Here is a 19,964-nt window from a genome sequence, read left to right as displayed (position 1 = left end):
TTATGACGCAACCGATCCCGCGATGACCGACCACACCCGTTCCGCCACGCCCTTTCGGGTCGCCGCGCTGCAGATGGTGAGCACGCCGGACGTCACGCGCAATCTCGCCGAAGCCCGCCGCCTGATCGCGGAAGCGGCCGGCGAAGGCGCGCAGCTCGTGCTGCTGCCCGAGTATTTCTGCTTCATGGGCCACCGCGACACCGACAAGCTCGCGCTCGCCGAACCCTACCAGGACGGCCCGATCCAGCGCTTCCTCGCGGACGCCGCGCGCCGCCACGGCATCTGGGTGATTGGCGGCACGCTGCCGCTGAAGGCGCCGGAGCCCGATCGCGTGCTGAACACGACGCTCGTGTTCGATCCGTCCGGCAACGAGGCCGCGCGCTACGACAAGATCCACCTGTTCAACTTCGAGAAAGGCGACGAGTCGTTCGACGAGGCGCGCACGATCCGCGCGGGCGATACGGTCGTCGCGTTCGACGCGCCGTTCGGGCGGGTCGGCCTGTCGGTCTGTTACGATCTGCGCTTTCCGGAGCTGTATCGCAGGATGGGCGACTGCGCGATGATCGTCGTACCGTCGGCGTTTACGTATACGACGGGCCGCGCGCACTGGGAAACGCTGCTGCGCGCGCGGGCCGTCGAGAACCAGTGCTACGTGCTCGCGGCCGCTCAGGGCGGCAAGCACGAGAACGGCCGGCGCACCTGGGGCCACAGCATGCTGATCGACCCATGGGGCGAAGTCGTCGCGGTCCGCGACGTGGGCGCAAGCGTCGTGCTCGGCGCGATCGATCCGCAGCGCATCGCCGACGTGCGCCAGAGCCTGCCCGCGTGGCGGCACCGCGTGCTGACCTGAATCCGCCGCACCGCTTGAAACGCCGCGCGGCCCACCCATCTGCCCAGAAGCACCCGACAACTTTTTGAGAAACCCCGATATCCGCATGAACATCATCGAACCCGGCATCCGCAACCTCGCGCTGGCGAAGGACATCCTGCTCACGCCGTACGGCCTCGACGAAAGCCTGCTCACGCGCACGATCGCCGACATCTTCACGCATCGCGTCGACTACGCGGACCTGTACTTCCAGGCGACCCGCAGCGAAGCGTGGAGCCTCGAGGAAGGCATCGTCAAGTCGGGCAGCTTCAGCATCGACCAGGGCGTCGGCGTGCGCGCGGTCGCGGGCGACCGCACCGCGTTCGCGTATTCCGACGACCTGTCGCCGGAAGCGATCGCGCAGGCGGCCGCGGCCACCAAGGCGATCGCGGCGGCCGGCGGCGGCCGGCAGAAGATCAAGGCGGCGACGTCGCTGAAGGGCATCTCGGGCCGCGACCTGTACCTGCCGTCCGACCCGCTCGCGTCGCTCGACGCGACGGCCAAGGTCAAGCTGCTCGAGCGCATCGAGCAGATGGCGCGCGGCCGCGACCCGCGCGTCACGCAGGTGATGGCGGGCCTCGCCGGCGAATACGACGTCGTGCTCGTCGCGCGCAGCGACGGCGCACTCGCGGCCGACATCCGCCCGCTCGTGCGCGTGTCGGTCACGGTGATCGCCGAACAGAACGGCCGCCGCGAGATCGGCTCCGGCGGCGGCGGCGGCCGCTTCGACTACGGCTACTTCACCGATGAAGTGCTGTCGCGTTACGTCGACGACGCGGTGCACGCGGCACTCGTGAACCTCGACGCACGCCCCGCGCCGGCCGGCGCGATGACGGTCGTGCTCGGGCCGGGCTGGCCGGGCGTGCTGCTGCACGAGGCGATCGGCCACGGCCTCGAGGGCGACTTCAACCGCAAGGGTTCGTCGGCATTCGCGGGCCGGATCGGCGAACAGGTCGCGGCCAAGGGCGTGACCGTCGTCGACGACGGCACGCTGCCGAACCGCCGCGGGTCGCTGAACATCGACGACGAAGGCAACCCGACGCAGTGCACGACGCTGATCGAGGACGGCATCCTGAAGGGCTACATCCAGGACACGCTGAACGCACGCCTGATGAAGATGCCGGTCACGGGCAACGCGCGGCGCGAGTCGTACGCGGCGCTGCCGATGCCGCGCATGACGAACACGTACATGCTGAACGGCGACAAGGATCCGCAGGAAATCATCGCGTCGGTGAAGAACGGCCTGTACGCGGTGAACTTCGGCGGCGGCCAGGTCGACATCACGAACGGCAAGTTCGTGTTCTCGGCGTCCGAGGCGTACATGATCGAGAACGGCAAGATCACCTACCCGGTGAAGGGCGCGACGCTGATCGGCAGCGGCCCCGAATCGCTGAAGTACGTGAGCATGATCGGCAACGACATGTCGCTCGACACGGGCGTCGGCGTGTGCGGCAAGGAAGGCCAGAGCGTGCCGGTCGGCGTCGGCCAGCCGACCCTGCGGATCGACAAGATGACGGTCGGCGGTACGGCATAACCGCATCGCGGCGCAGACAATCCGCGTATTTTGAAGAAAACGCGCGGATTGTCCGCATTTTCGACGCCTCCCGGTTGCCAGCCGCTCAGCGACGGGGTATAAATTCCGAATCAACTTTTTTGACGAACCGAATCTCCGTCATGTCCGCCAAGTTTTATTTTTACTTTTTTTGGCATCTCAGACCGCTGGCGGATCGAGAGGGTTGATGGCGCGTAAAGCGCAACCGAAATTCCCGAAAAAACCGCCGGCGAACCCGGCGGTTTTTTTTCGCCCTTCGCCACCCGGTCGCCGCCGCAGCGGTCCCGCGGCCCCGACCGAAACCACTGAATCGCTTGAATTGATGAATCTGCCGCACGCGCACTGACCGAACGGCGCCCGCAAAATTAGGAGAAACAGCATGCCCCCGCACAATACCGACGACGTCCGCATTCGCGAACTCAAGGAACTGACGCCGCCCGCCCACCTGATCCGCGAATTCGCGTGTTCCGAAGCCGCGTCCGAGCTGATCTACAACTCGCGCCAGTCGATGCACCGCATCCTGCACGGGATGGACGACCGGCTGATCGTCGTGATCGGGCCGTGCTCGATCCACGATACGAAGGCGGCGATCGAATACGCGGGCCGGCTCGTGAAGGAGCGCGAGCGCTTCAAGGGCGAACTGGAAATCGTGATGCGCGTGTACTTCGAGAAGCCCCGCACCACGGTCGGCTGGAAGGGGCTCATCAACGATCCGCACCTCGACAACAGCTTCAAGATCAACGAAGGGCTGCGCACCGCGCGCGAGCTGCTGCTGCAAATCAACGAGATGGGGCTGCCGGCCGCGACCGAATACCTCGACATGATCAGCCCGCAGTACATCGCCGACCTGATCTCGTGGGGCGCGATCGGCGCGCGCACGACCGAGTCGCAGGTGCACCGCGAGCTCGCGTCGGGGCTGTCGTGCCCGGTCGGTTTCAAGAACGGCACCGACGGCAACGTGAAGATCGCGGTCGACGCGATCAAGGCTGCATCGCAGCCGCACCATTTCCTGTCGGTGACGAAGGGCGGCCACTCGGCGATCGTGTCGACGGCCGGCAACGAGGATTGCCACGTGATCCTGCGCGGCGGCAAGACGCCGAACTACGACGCGGACAGCGTGAACGCCGCCTGCGCGGACATCGGCAAGGCCGGCCTCGCCGCGCGCCTGATGATCGACGCGAGCCACGCGAACAGCTCGAAGAAGCACGAGAACCAGATCCCGGTATGCGCGGACATCGGCCGCCAGATCGCGGCGGGCGACGAGCGGATCGTCGGCGTGATGATCGAATCGCATCTCGTCGAAGGCCGTCAGGACCTGAAGGAAGGCTGCCCGCTGATCTACGGCCAGAGCATCACCGATGCATGCATCGCGTGGGACGACAGCGTGAAGGTGCTCGAAGGCCTCGCGGAGTCGGTCAAGGCGCGGCGCGTGGCGCGCGGCAGCGGCAACTGATCACTGGCGTCGCAACGAAAATGCCCGGCTCGCGCCGGGCATTTTTTATTGGCCGGAGACCACCCGTCAGCGCATCACTCGAGCGCGCCCGAGCCGAAGATTTCGGTATTGATGCGCTCCGGCGCGACGCCGAGCGCGACCAGCGCATCGCGTTGCGCCTTCATGAACGCGATCGGGCCGCAGATGTAGTAGTCGGCGTCCGGCACCAGCGCGAATCCCTTCACGCGTTCCGGCGTGAGCCGCCCTTCGAGGTCATGGTCGATCCCTGCGCGATCGTCCGGGCCGACCAGTTCGTACAGCACCGTGCGCCTGACGTTCGCATGCTCGCGCACCGCATCGTTCAGCCACTCGCGGAACGCGTGCACCGCGCCTGAACGGCATGCATGGATGAAGCGCACCTCGCGCTTGCTGCCTTCTGCAACCAGCGTCGACGCCATCGACACCATCGGCGTCAGGCCGACGCCGCCCGAGATCAGCACGACCGGCGTATCGACACCGCGCTTCAGCGAGAATTCGCCCATCGGCGCAGTCACTTCGACGATCGCGCCCTCCTCCACGCCGTCGTGCATCAGCGTCGACACCTTGCCGGCCGGGATCGCCTCGGGCCGGCCCGACTCGCGCTTCACCGAGATACGCAGCCACTTGCCGTGCGGCGCGTCGGACAGGCTGTACTGGCGCGGCTGGTCGACGCCGAGATCGCCGACGAAGCGCTTCACCGTGACGTACTGTCCCGGCTCGAAGGTCGGCGCCGCGCCGCCGTCGGCCGGGCTCAGGTAGAACGACGTGATCTCGTCGCTCTCGCGCACCTTGCTCGCCACCTTGAACGGGCGGAAGCCGCTCCAGGCCGCGCCCGCGTACAGGTCGGCCTCGGCGCCGATCAGGATCTGCGCGAGCTGGCCGTACGCGACGCGCCAGGCTTCGAGCGTGTCGGCATCGACCGCGTCGCCGAGCACTTCGACGATCGACGCGAGCAGGTTCTCGCCGACGATCGGGTAATGCTCGGGACGGATGTTCAGGCTCGCGTGCTTGTGCGCGATGTGCGACACCGCACCGCCGAGCGCGCCGAGATTGTCGATGTTCGCCGCATACGCATAGACCGCCTTCGCGAGCGTTTCCGGCTGGCTGCCGGTCTTCTGGTGCGTCTGGTTGAACAGGTTTTTCAGTTCCGGATGGCGCGCGAGCATGCGCTGGTAGAAATGCTTCGTGATCGTCGCGCCGTGCACGGCGAGGACAGGGGCAGTGGCCTTCACGCGAGCCATCTGGTCAGCGGTGATCTGGGTCATGTTCGTTCTCCGTTAAACATGCTCATACGATACATGTTTAAAAATCGAGTTCACCCAGACAAATTGTCGCAGTGCGCAAAAACGCCACGGCGCGCTAGCGGACGCGCCCGCGCTCCCACAGCACGTCCGTCCCGCCGTCGGCACGGTTCAGCACGCGCGCCAGCACGAACAGCAGGTCGGACAGCCGGTTCACGTATCGCCGCGGCGCATCGTTGAGCGTTTCGTCGCGGCCGAGCGCGACGATCGAGCGCTCCGCGCGGCGGCACACCGTCCGGCACACGTGCGCGAGCGATGCCGCGCGCGAGCCGGCCGGCAGGATGAATTCCTTCAGCGGCTGCAGCGTCGCGTTGTAGTCGGCGAGCCACCGGTCGAGGCGCGCGAGATGCGTGTCGTCGAGCACCGGATGGCCGGGGATGCACAGCTCGCCGCCGAGATCGAACAGATCGTGCTGGATCGTGACGAGCGCGGTACGCACGTCGTCCGGCAGCGTCTCGGCGAGCAGCACGCCGAGGTTCGAGTTCAGTTCGTCGACGTCGCCGATCGCCGCGATCCGCACGTCGTCCTTGCCGATGCGCCGTCCGTCGCCGAGGCCGGTGGTGCCGTCGTCGCCCGTGCGCGTCGCGATCTTGCTCAAGCGGTTGCCCATGCGAATGTCCTCTCGTACGCGGCCGCAACGCGGCCCGGTTGGGTTGAAACACGATTATCGCAGCCCGCGGCGGGGCTCGCAGCGGGCGTTACAGCGTAGAATGGACCGAAAGTTCGACAAGCAGTCAGGAGACATTCGTGAATCACCCCGCCCCGCCTGCCGCCACGCGCCGCCCGCTTCCCCCCGCCATGCTCGATGCGCTGCGCGCCGCGTTCGGCGAGCGCGTGTCGACCGCCGACGCGGTCCGCGAGCACCACGGCCGCGACGAATCGCCGTTCGATCCGCAACTGCCCGATGCCGTCGTGTTCGCGCACAGCGCGGACGACGTGCGCGAAGCCGTGTCGCTGTGCTCGCTCTACAGCGTGCCGCTGATCCCGTACGGCGCCGGCTCGTCGCTCGAAGGCCACCTGCTCGCGGTGCGCGGCGGCGTATCGCTCGACCTGTCCGAAATGAACCGCGTGCTGTCGATCAACGCCGAAGACCTGACCGTGACGGTCGAGCCGGGCATCACGCGCAAGGCGCTCAACGAAGCGCTGCGCGACACCGGCCTGTTCTTCCCGATCGACCCGGGCGCCGACGCCAGCATCGGCGGGATGACCGCGACCCGCGCATCGGGCACCAACGCCGTGCGCTACGGCACGATGCGCGAGAACGTGCTCGGCCTGACCGCCGTGCTCGCCGACGGCCGCGTCGTGAAGACGGGCTCGCGCGCGCGCAAGTCGTCGGCCGGCTACGACCTCACGCGCCTGTTCGTCGGCTCCGAAGGCACGCTCGGCGTGATCACCGAGATCACGCTGCGGCTGCACCCGCTGCCCGAAGCCGTGTCGGCCGCGATCTGCACGTTCCCGACGATGGGCGACGCGGTGCGCACCGTGATCGAGACGATCCAGATCGGCGTGCCGATCGCGCGCGTCGAATTCGTCGATTCGCTCGCCGTGCGCTCGATCAACCGCCACTCGAACCTGACGCTCACCGAAGCGCCGACGCTGTTCTTCGAATTCCACGGCACCGAGGCCGGCGTGAAGGAACAAGCCGAACTCGTGCAGGCGCTCGCCGGCCAGAACAACGGCCAGGGCTTCGAATGGGCGACCCGCCCGGAGGACCGCAGCCGGCTCTGGGCCGCACGTCACAACGCATATTTCGCGATGCTGCAATTGAAGCCGGGCTGCCGCGCGGTGACAACCGACGTCTGCGTGCCGATCTCGCAGCTCGCCGCGTGCGTCGAGGAAACCGAAGTCGACCTGCGCGCGTCGTCGCTGCCCTGCCCGATCGTCGGCCACGTCGGCGACGGCAATTTCCACGTCGCGATCCTGATCGATCCCGACAAACCCGCGGAAATCGCCGAAGCCGAGCACATCAACGACCGGATCGTCGAGCGCGCGCTGCGCCTCGGCGGCACCTGCACGGGCGAGCACGGCGTCGGGCTGCACAAGATGCGGTTCCTGCCGAAGGAGCACGGCGACAACGCGATCGACACGATGCGCGCGATCAAGCTCGCGCTCGATCCGCGCAACCTGATGAATCCCGGCAAGATTTTCACGTGCTGAGACGGCGGCGCGACATCGCGCCCGCTGCTGCAGGAGACTCCATGAACGCTCCCGTCGAACTGTCGAGCGCAGCACGCGCGCAGCGCCAGCGCGAAGTCGTACAGGCCCTGATGGCCGTGCTGCCGACGCACTGCCTGCTGTACCGCGACGAAGACACGGCGCCGTACGAATGCGACGGCCTGTCCGCCTACCGCCGCCTGCCGCTCGCGGTCGCGCTGCCCGAAACGGAATCGCAGGTGCAGCGGATCGTGCAGATCTGCCGCCGCATGGAAGTGCCGATCGTGCCCCGCGGCGCGGGCACGAGCCTGTCGGGCGGCGCGCTGCCGATCGCGCTCGGCGTCGTGCTGTCGCTCGCGCGCTTCACGCGCATCGTCGAAGTCGACCCGTACGCGCGCACGGCGATCGTGCAGCCAGGCGTGCGCAACCTCGCGATCTCGGAAGCCGCCGCGCCGTACGGCCTGTATTACGCACCCGATCCGTCGTCGCAGATCGCCTGCACGATCGGCGGCAACGTCGCGGAAAATTCCGGCGGTGTCCATTGCCTGAAATACGGGCTGACCGTGCACAACGTGATGCGCGTGCGCGCGGTGACGATCGATGGCGAGATCGTCGAGTTCGGCTCGCTCGCGCTCGACATGCCGGGCCTCGACCTGCTCGCCGTGATGATCGGCAGCGAAGGGATGTTCGCGATCGTCACCGAAGTCACGGTGCGGCTGATCCCGAAGCCGCAGACCGCGCAACTCGTGATGGCGAGCTTCGACGACGTGGTCAAGGGCGGCGAGGCCGTCGCGGCGATCATCGCGTCGGGCATCATCCCGGCCGGGCTCGAGATGATGGACAAGCCGGCCACGCAGGCCGTCGAGGCGTTCACGCACGCGGGCTACGACCTCGACGCGAAGGCGATCCTGCTGTGCGAATCGGACGGCACGCCGGAAGAAGTCGCCGAAGAGATCGTGCGGATGACGGCCGTGCTGCGCGAGCACGGCGCGACGCGCATCCAGGTGTCGCGCAACGAACAGGAGCGGCTGCGCTACTGGTCGGGCCGCAAGAACGCGTTCCCGGCCGCCGGCCGTATTTCCGCCGACTATTACTGCATGGACGGCACCGTGCCGCGCCGCGCGATCGGCCCGCTGCTCGCGCGCATCGAGCAGCTCGAGACGCGCTACGGGCTGCGCTGCATCAACGTGTTCCATGCAGGCGACGGCAACATGCATCCGCTGATCCTGTACAACGCGAACGATCCGGACGAGCTGCGCCGCGCGGAAGAGTTCGGCGCGGAAATCCTCGAATGCTGCGTGGAATTCGGCGGCAGCGTGACGGGCGAGCACGGCGTCGGCATCGAGAAGCTCAATTCGATGTGCGTGCAGTTCTCGCCGCAGGAGCGCGACGCGTTCTTCGCGGTCAAGCGCGCATTCGATCCCGCGGGGCTGCTGAACCCCGACAAGGGCATCCCGACCCGCGCGCGCTGCGCCGAATACGGCCGCCAGCACGTGCGCGGCGGGCTGCTGCCGCACCCGGACCTGCCCCGATTCTGAGCGTCGCGCGGGGCGCGGCGCGCGACGTCGGCACGGCTCGCGCCGTGCTGCCGTGCCCGCGCGGCCCGCTCGGCCCGTTCGCGCGGCGGCGCGGGCATGCGGTCTGCAATACCGGGCTTAGGGATAGTCGCGATGTGGAATCCCGCCACCCCGGTACAATCGACCGAACAACAAGTCGAGGCAGCAGCAGAACATGGAAGAGGACGACATCGTCGCCGGATGGGCCGAGCGCATCCGCGCGGCCAGCGCCGACGGCCGGCCGCTGCGGATTCGCGGCGGCGGCACCAAGGACTGGTACGGCCAGGCGCTCGAGGGCGAAATACTCGACACGCGCGCGTTTCAGGGCATCGTGTCGTACGACCCGGCCGAACTCGTCGTCACGGTCCGCGCGGGCACGCCGCTCGCCGAGCTTGAAACCGTCCTCGCCGAGTGCAGCCAGATGCTGCCGTTCGAGCCGCCGCACTTCGGCCGCGCGGCCACTGTCGGCGGCTGCATCGCGGCGGGTCTCGCGGGCCCGCGCCGCGCTACCTGCGGCGCACCGCGCGATTTCGTGCTCGGCGTCACGCTGATGAACGGCCGCGGCGAGGTGCTGCGCTTCGGCGGTCAGGTCGTGAAGAACGTCGCCGGCTACGACGTGTCGCGGCTGATGGCCGGGTCGCTCGGCACGCTCGGGCTGATGCTCGACCTGTCGATCAAGGTGCTGCCGATGCCCGTCGCCGAAGTCACGCTGAAGTTCGAGATGACCGCGACCGACGCGGTACGCAAGCTCAACGAATGGGGCGGCCATCCGCTGCCCATCAGCGCGAGCGCGTGGCGCAACGGCACGCTCGTGCTGCGCCTGTCGGGCGCCGAAGCGGCCGTGAAATCCGCGAAGACGCTGCTCGGCGGCGAAGTCGTCGACGCGGTCGAAGCCGAACGCTTCTGGGCCGGCCTGCGCGAGCATACCGACCCGTTCTTCAACGGCATTCCGCCCGGCTATGCGCTGTGGCGCCTCGCACTGCCGTCGATCACCGAGCCGATGCACTTGCCCGGCACCCAGCTGATGGAATGGGGCGGCGCGCAGCGCTGGTGGATCACCGACGCCGATGCGCAGACCGTGCGCATGAGCGCGAAGCAGGCCGGCGGCCACGCGACGCTGTTCCGCGCGGGCGACACGTACGACCGCAGCGCGGGCGTGTTCACGCCGCTGCCCGCCCCGATGATGAAAATCCACCGCGGGCTGAAGGCCGCGTTCGATCCCGCGCGCATCTTCAACCGCGGCCGGCTCTACCCCGATCTCTGAGGGCTCGATGCAAACGAACCTCGCCGATTTCATCCGCAACACGCCCGACGGCGACGAGGCCGACGCGATCCTGCGCAAGTGCGTGCATTGCGGGTTCTGCACCGCGACCTGCCCGACCTATCAACTGCTCGGCGACGAACTCGACGGCCCGCGCGGGCGCATCTACCTGATCAAGCAGATGGTCGAAGGCGCGACCGTCACGCGCAGCACGCAGCAGCATCTCGACCGCTGCCTGACGTGCCGAAGCTGCGAGACGACCTGCCCTTCCGGCGTCCAGTATGGCCGGCTCGTCGAGATCGGCCGCAAGCACGTCGAGGCGCAGGTGCGGCGCCCCGTGCAGCAGCGGATCGTGCGCCGCGTGCTCGCGAGCCTCGTGCCGAACGCCGCGCTGTTCTCGCCGGTGATGCGGCTCGGCCAGCACGTGCGGCCGCTGCTGCCGAAGCGGCTGCGCGACAAGGTGCCGCCGCGCACGCGGCTGCTCGAATGGCCGCACCGCACGCATACGCGCAAGATGCTGATGCTCGGCGGCTGCGTGCAGCCGTCGATGCTGCCGAACATCAACATCGCGACCGCGCGCGTGCTCGACGCGCTCGGCATCGAGACGGTCGTCGCGCCCGACGCGGGCTGCTGCGGCGCGATCCGCCTGCACCTGAACTATCACGACGAGGCGCTCGACGACGCGCGCCGCAACATCGACGCATGGTGGCCCCATGTCGAACAAGGCGCCGAGGCGATCGTGATGAACGCGTCGGGCTGCGGCGCGACGGTGCTCGAATACGCGCACCTGCTGCGCGACGACCCGGCCTACGCGGAGAGGGCGCAGCGCATCGTCTCGCTGACGCGCGACATCTCCGACGTGCTGCTCGCATTCGAGGCCGAGCTCGCGACGCTCGCACGGCGCCGCGCGATCCACACAGTCGCGTACCACCCGCCGTGCACGCTGCAGCATGGGCAGCAGTCGCGCGGCAAGGTCGAACGCCTGCTCGAGACGCTCGGCATCGACGTGCGGCTGCCGGCCGACAGCCATCTGTGCTGCGGCTCGGCCGGCACCTATTCGCTGACGCAGCCGTCGCTGTCGTACCGGTTGCGCAAGCAGAAACTGCTGAAGCTGCAGGCGCTCGAACCGCAGATGATCGTGTCCGGCAACATCGGCTGCATCGCGCACCTGCAGAGCGGCACGCAGATTCCGGTCGTGCACTGGATCCAGCTCGTCGAGCATTTGCTGTACGGCTGAGGCGGGCTGCGCGCGCGGCGTCCGTATAATGGGCGGATCGATGCGCCGCGTGCCGCGGCGCATCGGCTTCATGCCCGCTTCCGTGCCTGTCTTCGCGCCCGTCATGTCCGATCTCGCCGCCCGTCTCGAATCCGTTCATCGCCGCATCGCCGACGCCGCCCGCGCGGCCGGCCGCGATCCCGCCACCGTGTCGCTGCTCGCCGTCTCGAAGACGTTTCCAGCCGACGACGTACGCGCCGCGCACGCGGCCGGGCAACACGCATTCGGCGAAAACTACGTGCAGGAATCGATCGACAAGATCGACGCGCTCGCCGATCTGCGCGCGTCGCTCGAATGGCATTTCATCGGGCCGCTGCAATCGAACAAGACGCGCCCGGTCGCCGAGCGCTTCGACTGGGTCCATTCGGTCGACCGGCTGAAGATCGCGCAGCGCCTGTCGGAACAACGCCCCGCGCACCTGCCGCCGCTCAACGTATGCGTGCAGGTCAACATCAGCGGCGAGGCGTCGAAGAGCGGCGTCGCGCCGGCCGACGTGGCCGACGTCGCGCACGCGGTCGCCGCGCTGCCGTCGCTGCGGCTGCGCGGCCTGATGGCGATCCCCGAACCGGCCGGCGATATCGAAGCGCAACACGCACCGCATCGCGCACTGCGCGCGCTGTTCGACGCATTGCGTGACGGCGGCCTGCCGCTCGACACGTTGTCGATGGGCATGTCCGCCGATCTCGACGCGGCCGTGCTCGAAGGCGCGACGATCGTGCGCGTCGGCACCGCGATCTTCGGCGCGCGCGATTATTCGCACTGAGCGCGGCGCCCTTTCCGCCTTTCCGTTCACTCACTCGCTCAATCGGACATCATGAAAATCGCATTCATCGGCGGCGGCAACATGGCCGCGGCCCTGATCGGCGGCCTGATCAAGCGCGGCGTCGCCGCTGAAGGCCTGTATGCCATCGACATCAACGAGGACGTGCGCGCGCGCGCCGCGCAGCAATTCGGCGTGCGTACCGGCGCGGCCGTCGACGCGACGCTCGCCGATTACGACGCGGTCGTGCTCGCGGTGAAACCGCAGGTACTGAAGGACGTCGCGCAGGCGCTCGCGCCGCACCTGAAGTCGCAGCTCGTGATCAGCATCGCGGCCGGCATTCGCGGCACGGACCTCGCGCGCTGGCTCGGCGACTATGCCCGCGTCGTGCGCACGATGCCGAACACGCCTGCTCTCGTCGGCATGGGCGTGACGGGCCTCGCCGCGCTGCCGGGCGTCGACGCGGCAGGCCGCGAACTCGCATCGAACGTGCTTGGCGCGGTCGGCGAGATCGTATGGTTCGACGACGAATCGCAGCTCGACGCCGTCACGGCCATTTCGGGCAGCGGCCCCGCATACGTGTTCTATTTCATCGAAGCGCTGCAGGAAGCCGCGCGCCGCCTCGGCATGAACGACGAACAGGGTCGCGCACTCGCGGTCGCGACGTTCGCGGGCGCCGCGCAGCTCGCCGCGCAATCGGGCGAACCGGCGAGCGTGCTGCGCGAGCGCGTGACGTCGAAGGGCGGCACGACGGCCGCCGCGCTCGCGTCGTTCGACGCGCAGGGCGTGAAGGAAGCGATCGTGCGCGGCGCGCTCGCGGCCGAGGCACGCGCGAAGGAAATGGGCGACGAGCTCGGCCGCGCATAAGCGCGCCCGTCGTGCCGGCTGCCCTGGCACCGGACGTAAAAAAAAGCGGCCATCGGGCCGCTTTTTTATTGGCAATGCGCGCCGGCGCACGGCTTCGTTCAGTTGCCGGCCAGCAGGTAATGCACGGCAATCCCCGCGAACAGCACGCCGCCGAGCCAGTTGTTGTGCCGGAACGCCGCGAAGCACGGCATCCGTTCGCGGTCCTTGATCAGCGTGTAGTGATACAGCGCGCAGCCGAGCGCCGCAGCCCAGCCGGCCCAGTACGCCAGGCCGAAACCGAGCGTCACGCCGATCCACACGTAGATGCCGAGCGTCGCCGCATAACACGCCATCACCGCCGCGACGTCGAAGCGGCCGAACGTCAGCGCGGACGTGCGGATGCCGATCTTGATGTCGTCGTCGCGATCGACCATCGCGTATTCGGTGTCGTACGCGACCGACCAGAAAATGTTCGCGACCAGCATCACCCACGCGATCGCCGGCACCGTGTCCTGCACGGCCGCGAACGCCATCGGAATGCCGAAACCGAACGCGATGCCGAGATACGCCTGCGGAATCGCGAAGAAGCGCTTCATGAACGGGTACGAGCCCGCGACGAACAGCGCGACGACGGACAGTTCCTTCGTCAGCGTGTTCAGCGGCAGGATCAGCAGGAACGCGATGAACGACAGCCCGACCGCGATCGCGACGGCTTCCCATGCGCGGATCTTGCCCGACGTCAGCGGCCGGTCGGCCGTGCGCTTCACGTGACGGTCGAAATCGCGGTCGGCGTAATCGTTCATCGCGCAGCCGGCCGAGCGCATCAGCAACGTGCCGAGCGTGAAGATCACGAGCAGCGGCCAGCGCGGGTGGCCATCCGACGCGATCCACAGCGCATTGAGCGTCGGCCAGAGCAGCAGCAGGCTGCCGATCGGCTTGTCCATCCGGACGAGCCGCAGATACAGGGGAAAGCGGGCAAGCATGGCGAAGCACCGGGAAGAGAATCTCGGCATTTTAGAGCCGAGCGGCGCTTCGCGTCATGTCGGCGCGGGCCGCAGCCGGCCGCAGCCGTGCGCGGACCGGCCGCCGCGGCCCGCTGCATATGGCCGCGCCGCGATGCACGTATATCAAGGGACAGATTCGAAGCGAACGCGGATCGAGCCGTTCGGCACAGCGGCCGCGGTTTGGCCCGATACGGGCGGATCGGCCCGGGTCCGTGCCTGCGTCGGGCGGGCTCTACGCACCGACATCGCAGGTCGGCCGCTGAGCCGAGTGCGTGTGCTCGTGCAGCGCACCCGGAATGAACGTCTGTTCGAGGCCGCCATCGCCGAGCCACGCGCGGGTCCGTTCGGCCGCGAGGTCGATCAAGTCCTTGCACCGGGTGTAATCGTACGGCGAGACGTCGAGCGGACATAACGGCGGCACGACGCAAATCGTGGCGCGACTTTGGTAGAACTCGAGATCGCGCACGAGCTGGCGTGCGATCACGAGCGTCAGCGCATGCATTGCCTGCGCGATTGCGCTTCCCGGTGGCTTGCGCAACGCGCACGCGAAGCCGGCCGGCAGCACGACGATGCGCGTCGCGCCCCGCGCGACGGCAATCGAGATCGGCGTATTGTTCGCGACGCCGCCATCGACCATCAGTCGATCGTCGATCCGTACCGGCGGGAACACGCCCGGGATCGCCGCGCTGGCGAGCACGGCGTCGACGACGAGGCCAGACGAAAGCACGATTTCGTTGCCGCTGAGCATGTCGGTCGCGACGACGTGCAGCGGCAGCGACGCGCGCTCCACGTACCGATACCGCAGATGCCTTTCCAGCAGCATTCGCAGCGCGGTCGCCTCGACGAGGTGTGCGCGGTTCTGCAGAACCGTCCTTAACAGGCCGAGCATCGAAAACGGCATGATGTCGCGCCGACGGATGTTGCACCACAGCGCTTCGAGCTTTGCGACGCCGTCTCCGTCGGGCTGCCCGGCGAAATACGCGGCGTTGATCGCGCCGGCGGAAGCGCCGACCACGAAGTCGGGCCGTTCACCGTGATTGAGCAGTTCGCGCAGCATGCCCACCTCGATCGCACCGAGGCTGCCCCCGCCTGCAAAGACGAACGCGGTCCGTTCCGGACGCGCGCTTCGATCGAGAGCCATGGTTGTCTCCCGTACCGGGCCGGTAGAGAAGGATGAACGCCGAAGTCTGCGATACAGATTCGCACAAATCAGCGGGCTGCTCAATGGAGATCATGCCGGCTCCGGTCAACGGCGCGCGAAGCCGCCGAGACACGACGCTCGTACCGACGAGCAGCCGGATGACGCAATTCCGCTCCCCGAATCATGCGTGTATGGCGTCGACGACGGAGCCGGTTTGACCGCGCAGGAATACGAGCTGGAAACGGCGATGTGGAAACTCGAACGTTGCGATGGTCTTGATCGACCAGAACTGTCGCCTGAATAGGCAGCGCCCCCATATCGGCAGTATCGAGATATGGTGCCGTCTTGTGCGCAGATCGTCAGAAATAGCCCCCGGCACCGCAAACTTACGGCCGGAACGTTGGTTTGCAGCGCTCGTCGGCAGCGCAATCGTGCGTACCACAAGGGCCTTCAGGTATGGCGAGGACGTATCGGCCAGCAGGCGAGACGACCGTGCGCGATTTTCCCGTGGTCCTTGTCGCTGATGCCGATCCTGATCTGCGTGGCATTACCTTTCCCGGCCATCTTCAGGATTCCTCACCCATCGCGTTGAACCGGCGAACATGTATCGGGCAATCCGTGTGCCGCCCGCTTGCGGCATCCGTATGCGGCTCGCCCCGTGCAGCGTCGTGCGAAAAACCGCGCGCTCAGTTGCCCGCAACCGGCGCGAATGCGTGCAGTGCCTGCGCGACCAGCACGGCAGCACCGCCGCCGGCGATCGCAAAGCCGACGAAGCGCCGCACGATCGCGGCCGGCGCCCGTGTCACCGGCGCCGCGAACGCGGCACGCATGTCCAGCATCATTTGCGTCATGGTCGTCACTCCTTCGACAAAACATCGGTTCCAGAAGAAACGGCCGGTCGTTCGACCGGCCGTTTCACGTTACTGCGTTGCTGCGTTACCGCATTGCCGCATTACGCGGCGGCCAGGCTCATGCGAGATCGAAGCGGTCGAGGTTCATCACCTTGTTCCAGGCCGCGACGAAGTCGCGTGCGAACTTCTCCTTCGCATCCGCGCTGCCGTACACCTCGGCCAGCGCGCGCAGTTGCGCGTGCGAGCCGAAGATCAGGTCGACGCGCGTGCCCGTCCACTTGACCTTGCCCGTCGCACGATCGCGCCCTTCGAACACGTCGTTCGCGGCCGACACCGGCTTCCACTCCGTGCCCATGTCGAGCAGGTTCACGAAGAAGTCGTTCGTCAGCGTTTCCGGACGGTCGGTGAACACGCCGTGCTTCGCATCGCCGACGTTCGCGCCGAGCACGCGCAGGCCGCCGACGAGCACCGTCATCTCGGGTGCGCTCAGCGTCAGCAGTTGCGCCTTGTCGACCAGCAGCGCCTCGGCCGGCGTCTTGTACGCATGCTTCAGGAAGTTGCGGAAACCATCCGCCAGCGGCTCGAGCACGGCCATCGCGTCGATGTCGGTCTGCTCCTGCGTCGCATCCGCGCGGCCCGGTGCAAACGGCACCGTCACCGCCACGCCCGCATTCTTCGCGGCCTGCTCGACGCCGGCCGCACCGGCCAGCACGATCAGGTCGGCGAGCGACACCTTCTTGCCGCCCGTCTGCGCGTCGTTGAACGCCTTCTGCACGCCTTCAAGCGTCGCGAGCACCTTCGCGAGTTCAGCCGGCTGGTTCACTTCCCAGTCCTTCTGCGGCGCGAGGCGGATGCGCGCACCGTTCGCGCCGCCGCGCTTGTCCGAACCGCGGAACGTCGCAGCCGACGCCCATGCGGTCGACACGAGCTGCGACACCGACAGGCCCGATGCGAGCACCTTCGCCTTCAGCGCCGCGACGTCGGCGTCGTCGATCAGCTTGTGGTCGACGGCCGGGATCGGGTCCTGCCACAGCAGATGTTCCGCCGGCACGTCCGGGCCGAGATAACGCGCACGCGGCCCCATGTCGCGGTGCGTGAGCTTGAACCATGCGCGCGCGAACGCGTCGGCCAACTCGGCCGGGTTCTCGTAGAAGCGGCGCGCGATCTTTTCGTACGCCGGATCGAAACGCAGCGACAGGTCGGTCGTCAGCATCGTCGGGCGGTGCTTCTTCGACGCGTCGTACGCATCCGGAATCACGTCGCCGGCATCCTTCGCGACCCACTGGTGCGCGCCGGCCGGGCTCTTCGTGAGCTCCCACTCATAGCTGAACAGGTGCTTGAAGAAGTCGTTGCTCCACTTCGTCGGCGTCGACGTCCACGTGACTTCGAGGCCGCTCGTGATCGCGTCGGCACCCTTGCCGGTGCCGAACGAGCTCTTCCAGCCGAGACCCTGCTGCTCGAGGCCCGCGGCTTCCGGCTCGGGGCCGACGTTCGATGCCGGGCCGGCGCCGTGCGTCTTGCCGAACGTGTGGCCGCCGGCGATCAGCGCGACCGTCTCTTCGTCGTTCATCGCCATCCGCGCGAACGTCTCGCGGATGTCGTGCGCGGCGGCGACCGGGTCGGGGTTGCCGTCCGGGCCTTCCGGGTTCACGTAGATGAGGCCCATCTGCACCGCGGCGAGCGGGCTTTCGAGGTCGCGCTTGCCCGAGTAGCGGCTGTTCGGGCCGCCGCTCAGTTCCAGCCAGATCTTTTCCGAGCCCCAGTAGACGTCGTCCGGTTCCCACGTGTCGACGCGGCCGCCGCCGAAACCGAAGGTCTTGAAGCCCATCGATTCGAGCGCGACGTTGCCGGTCAGGATCATCAGGTCGGCCCACGAGATGTTGCGGCCGTACTTCTGCTTGATCGGCCACAGCAACCGACGCGCCTTGTCGAGGCTCACGTTGTCGGGCCAGCTGTTGAGCGGCGCGAAGCGCTGCTGCCCGCCGCCCGCGCCGCCGCGGCCGTCGGCCGTGCGGTACGTGCCGGCGCTGTGCCAGGCCATGCGGATGAACAGGCCGCCGTAGTGGCCGAAGTCGGCCGGCCACCAGTCCTGCGACGTCGTCATCAACGCATGCAGGTCCTTCTTTACCGCCGCGAGGTCCAGCTTCTTGAACGCCTCGGCGTAGTCGAAATCCTTGTCCATCGGATCGGACAGCGCCGAGTGCCGGTGCAGGATGTCCAGGTTCAACTGATTCGGCCACCAGTCCTTGTTCGTTGCGCCGGCGCCGGTGGCGTGGTTGAACGGGCACTTCGTTTCGTTCGACATGCGTTTTCTCCTTGGCTTGCTCGTATGCCTCCACCTGCTCGCTCCGGCAGCGTGCCGGGCGGTCTGTGGAGTGTCATTGCGGGGATAGGAAACGGAACAGGTAGATCCTCCTGTCGTACTACGGGATGTCGTGCGTGGCCTTCGCCGTGTGTTCCCGCCGCGAGGCGCCGCAGGCGGGGCGCTCGGGGAACCGGCTGCCGGCAGGCACTTTGCCGGTGATGCGCGTGGTCTTCCAGCTTTCGGACATGCGATGCTCGTTCATGGCTTGACGGCGGGTGCAGCGGGCGCACACGGGACCGGCATGCGGCGACGTTCATCCACCATACACACGGTCCGCCAGATACGCGAACGCAATCGGGCGCAGGCCACGAACCGCAACCCTGGCGCGATGTACGACCTCGTCGCGCGACGGGATGTTCCGCTGCGCGTGCTGCAATACCGACCGCATCATGACATCCTCCTCTGGCGCTTGCATTCAGCGTGCAAATCGAACGTCGACACGACGCCGATCCATGTAGAGAATTCTATGCAAATCTATTGATTATTTTAATTTAATTAATTTCATCTATGCGATAGAGAAAAATAAACGGAGTCGCAAGACCCCGTTCATCGTGTTGTCATGCATGCATGCCGCGGCTCGGTCAGTTCATCGTCGCCGGCATGTCGAGCTTCGCGACGCCTGGCAGTTCGCATGCGGAAATCGCATCGCTGATCGCGTCGATCGCGGGCATCCGCGTGAAGCTCTTGCGCCACACGAGCACCACGCGGCGGTCAGGCACCGGCTCGTGGAACGGCACGTACGACAGCAACTCGGCATCGGGGCCGTTCGCGCGCGGGCCGACCTCGGTGACCGACATCCGCGGCAGCACGGTGATGCCGACGCCGCTCGCGACCATGTGGCGGATCGTCTCCAGCGACGAGCCCTCGAAGGTCTTCTGGATGCCGTCGGCCGTCTGCGAGAAGCGCATCAGCTCCGGGCACACGCCGAGCACGTGATCGCGGAAGCAGTGGCCGTTGCCGAGCAGCAGCATGGTTTCCTGCTTCAGGTCCTCGGCATCGATTTCCTCGCGCTTCTCCCACGGATGGCCGGCCGGCAGCGCGACGACGAACGGCTCGTCGTACAGCGGGCGCACCATCAGGCCGGTTTCCGGGAACGGCAGCGCCATGATCGCGGCGTCGATCTCGCCCTGCTTCAGCAGTTCGAGCAGCTTCAGCGTGTAGTTCTCCTGCAGCATCAGCGGCATCTGCGGGACACGCTGGATCATCTGCTTGACGAGCGTCGGCAGCAGGTACGGCCCGATCGTGTAGATCACGCCGAGACGGAACGGGCCGACAAGCGGGTCCTTGCCCTGCTTCGCGATCTCCTTGATCGCGAAGGTCTGCTCGAGCACGCGCTGCGCCTGCGTGACGATCTGGTCGCCGATCGGCGTCACGCTCACTTCGCTCGCGCCGCGCTCGAAAATCTGCACGTTGAGCTCGTCTTCGAGCTTCTTGATCGCCACCGACAGCGTCGGCTGGCTCACGAAGCATGCTTCGGCCGCGCGGCCGAAATGCCGCTCGCGCGCGACCGCGACGATGTATTTCAATTCAGTCAGCGTCATTGTGGGTCAATCAGAGA

18 protein-coding genes and 1 pseudogene are annotated in these 19,964 nt (G+C 67.4%); 10 read left to right on the top strand and 9 right to left on the bottom strand.

Annotated elements, in window-relative coordinates; translation table 11 throughout:
- Positions 1-22 precede the first annotated feature (22 nt).
- The 3 genes from AC3WLY_RS25370 to aroG all read left to right on the top strand — a co-directional run bounded on the left by AC3WLY_RS25370 (position 23) and on the right by aroG (position 3,873).
- Complete coding sequence (locus tag AC3WLY_RS25370) at positions 23-850, top strand: carbon-nitrogen hydrolase family protein (protein ID WP_034182786.1); 828 nt, start codon at positions 23-25, stop codon at positions 848-850.
- Between the two features lie 85 nt (positions 851-935).
- The gene (gene tldD, locus AC3WLY_RS25365) at positions 936-2,402 is read left to right on the top strand and encodes a metalloprotease TldD (RefSeq protein WP_021163847.1); all 1,467 of its coding nucleotides are present in this window, start codon (positions 936-938) and stop codon (positions 2,400-2,402) included.
- 397 nt (positions 2,403-2,799) lie between these two features.
- The gene (gene aroG, locus AC3WLY_RS25360; protein ID WP_310138151.1) at positions 2,800-3,873 is read left to right on the top strand and encodes a 3-deoxy-7-phosphoheptulonate synthase AroG; all 1,074 of its coding nucleotides are present in this window, start codon (positions 2,800-2,802) and stop codon (positions 3,871-3,873) included.
- A 74-nt stretch (positions 3,874-3,947) separates the two neighbouring features.
- Here the strand turns inward: aroG and hmpA are convergent, their stop codons facing one another.
- Positions 3,948-5,156, bottom strand: coding sequence for an NO-inducible flavohemoprotein (hmpA, locus tag AC3WLY_RS25355; RefSeq protein ID WP_492310714.1), 1,209 nt, complete (start codon positions 5,154-5,156; stop codon positions 3,948-3,950).
- A 94-nt stretch (positions 5,157-5,250) separates the two neighbouring features.
- A complete protein-coding gene (locus AC3WLY_RS25350) occupies positions 5,251-5,802 on the bottom strand; it encodes a cob(I)yrinic acid a,c-diamide adenosyltransferase (protein WP_492310715.1) in 552 nt (183 codons plus the stop codon).
- A gap of 137 nt (positions 5,803-5,939) precedes the next feature.
- On the opposite strand from AC3WLY_RS25350, the gene AC3WLY_RS25345 reads away from it, so the two are divergent.
- The 6 genes from AC3WLY_RS25345 (at position 5,940) to proC (ending at position 13,066) form a co-directional block, all read left to right on the top strand.
- Positions 5,940-7,349 (top strand): FAD-binding oxidoreductase, encoded by a 1,410-nt coding sequence (locus AC3WLY_RS25345; protein WP_492310716.1) that lies wholly within the window; start codon positions 5,940-5,942, stop codon positions 7,347-7,349.
- Between the two features lie 41 nt (positions 7,350-7,390).
- A complete protein-coding gene (locus AC3WLY_RS25340) occupies positions 7,391-8,884 on the top strand; it encodes an FAD-linked oxidase C-terminal domain-containing protein (protein WP_175962461.1) in 1,494 nt (497 codons plus the stop codon).
- Between the two features lie 193 nt (positions 8,885-9,077).
- Positions 9,078-10,166 (top strand): glycolate oxidase subunit GlcE, encoded by a 1,089-nt coding sequence (glcE, locus tag AC3WLY_RS25335; protein ID WP_310138163.1) that lies wholly within the window; start codon positions 9,078-9,080, stop codon positions 10,164-10,166.
- Positions 10,167-10,173: 7 nt separating this feature from the next.
- The gene (gene glcF / locus AC3WLY_RS25330; RefSeq protein ID WP_175962459.1) at positions 10,174-11,400 is read left to right on the top strand and encodes a glycolate oxidase subunit GlcF; all 1,227 of its coding nucleotides are present in this window, start codon (positions 10,174-10,176) and stop codon (positions 11,398-11,400) included.
- Positions 11,401-11,503: 103 nt separating this feature from the next.
- Positions 11,504-12,202 (top strand): YggS family pyridoxal phosphate-dependent enzyme, encoded by a 699-nt coding sequence (locus AC3WLY_RS25325; protein ID WP_492310717.1) that lies wholly within the window; start codon positions 11,504-11,506, stop codon positions 12,200-12,202.
- A gap of 51 nt (positions 12,203-12,253) precedes the next feature.
- Complete coding sequence (gene proC / locus AC3WLY_RS25320) at positions 12,254-13,066, top strand: pyrroline-5-carboxylate reductase (RefSeq protein ID WP_034182779.1); 813 nt, start codon at positions 12,254-12,256, stop codon at positions 13,064-13,066.
- Between the two features lie 98 nt (positions 13,067-13,164).
- Here proC and ubiA read toward each other — a convergent pair whose 3' ends face one another.
- Positions 13,165-14,028: a 4-hydroxybenzoate octaprenyltransferase gene (ubiA, locus tag AC3WLY_RS25315; RefSeq protein ID WP_310138169.1), complete on the bottom strand. Its 864-nt coding sequence runs from the start codon at positions 14,026-14,028 to the stop codon at positions 13,165-13,167.
- A gap of 253 nt (positions 14,029-14,281) precedes the next feature.
- Positions 14,282-15,190, bottom strand: a complete 909-nt coding sequence (locus tag AC3WLY_RS25310; RefSeq protein ID WP_175963049.1) for a patatin-like phospholipase family protein — start codon at positions 15,188-15,190, stop codon at positions 14,282-14,284.
- Between AC3WLY_RS25310 and AC3WLY_RS25305 the strand changes: the two genes are divergently transcribed.
- Positions 15,189-15,494, top strand: coding sequence for a hypothetical protein (locus tag AC3WLY_RS25305; RefSeq protein WP_492310722.1), 306 nt, complete (start codon positions 15,189-15,191; stop codon positions 15,492-15,494). The genes AC3WLY_RS25310 and AC3WLY_RS25305 overlap by 2 nt on opposite strands.
- Positions 15,495-15,638: 144 nt before the next feature.
- Here AC3WLY_RS25305 and AC3WLY_RS25300 read toward each other — a convergent pair.
- From AC3WLY_RS25300 to AC3WLY_RS25280, 5 genes and pseudogenes are all read right to left on the bottom strand, one after another.
- Positions 15,639-15,754, bottom strand: a pseudogene (locus AC3WLY_RS25300) (DNA starvation/stationary phase protection protein); the annotation flags it as partial.
- A 122-nt stretch (positions 15,755-15,876) separates the two neighbouring features.
- Positions 15,877-16,041, bottom strand: coding sequence for a hypothetical protein (locus AC3WLY_RS25295; RefSeq protein WP_175963050.1), 165 nt, complete (start codon positions 16,039-16,041; stop codon positions 15,877-15,879).
- Between the two features lie 118 nt (positions 16,042-16,159).
- The gene (katG, locus tag AC3WLY_RS25290; protein WP_492310718.1) at positions 16,160-18,346 is read right to left on the bottom strand and encodes a catalase/peroxidase HPI; all 2,187 of its coding nucleotides are present in this window, start codon (positions 18,344-18,346) and stop codon (positions 16,160-16,162) included.
- A gap of 118 nt (positions 18,347-18,464) precedes the next feature.
- Positions 18,465-18,593 (bottom strand): hypothetical protein, encoded by a 129-nt coding sequence (locus AC3WLY_RS25285; RefSeq protein ID WP_279610727.1) that lies wholly within the window; start codon positions 18,591-18,593, stop codon positions 18,465-18,467.
- Between the two features lie 394 nt (positions 18,594-18,987).
- Positions 18,988-19,947, bottom strand: a complete 960-nt coding sequence (locus AC3WLY_RS25280) for a LysR substrate-binding domain-containing protein (protein WP_034182776.1) — start codon at positions 19,945-19,947, stop codon at positions 18,988-18,990.
- Positions 19,948-19,964: the final 17 nt, after the last annotated feature.

Source organism: Burkholderia sp. FW306-1C-G01B, from assembly GCF_058781685.1.
The sequence above is the reverse complement of the archived record's forward strand: the minus strand, read 5'-3'. Positions and strand labels throughout refer to the sequence as shown.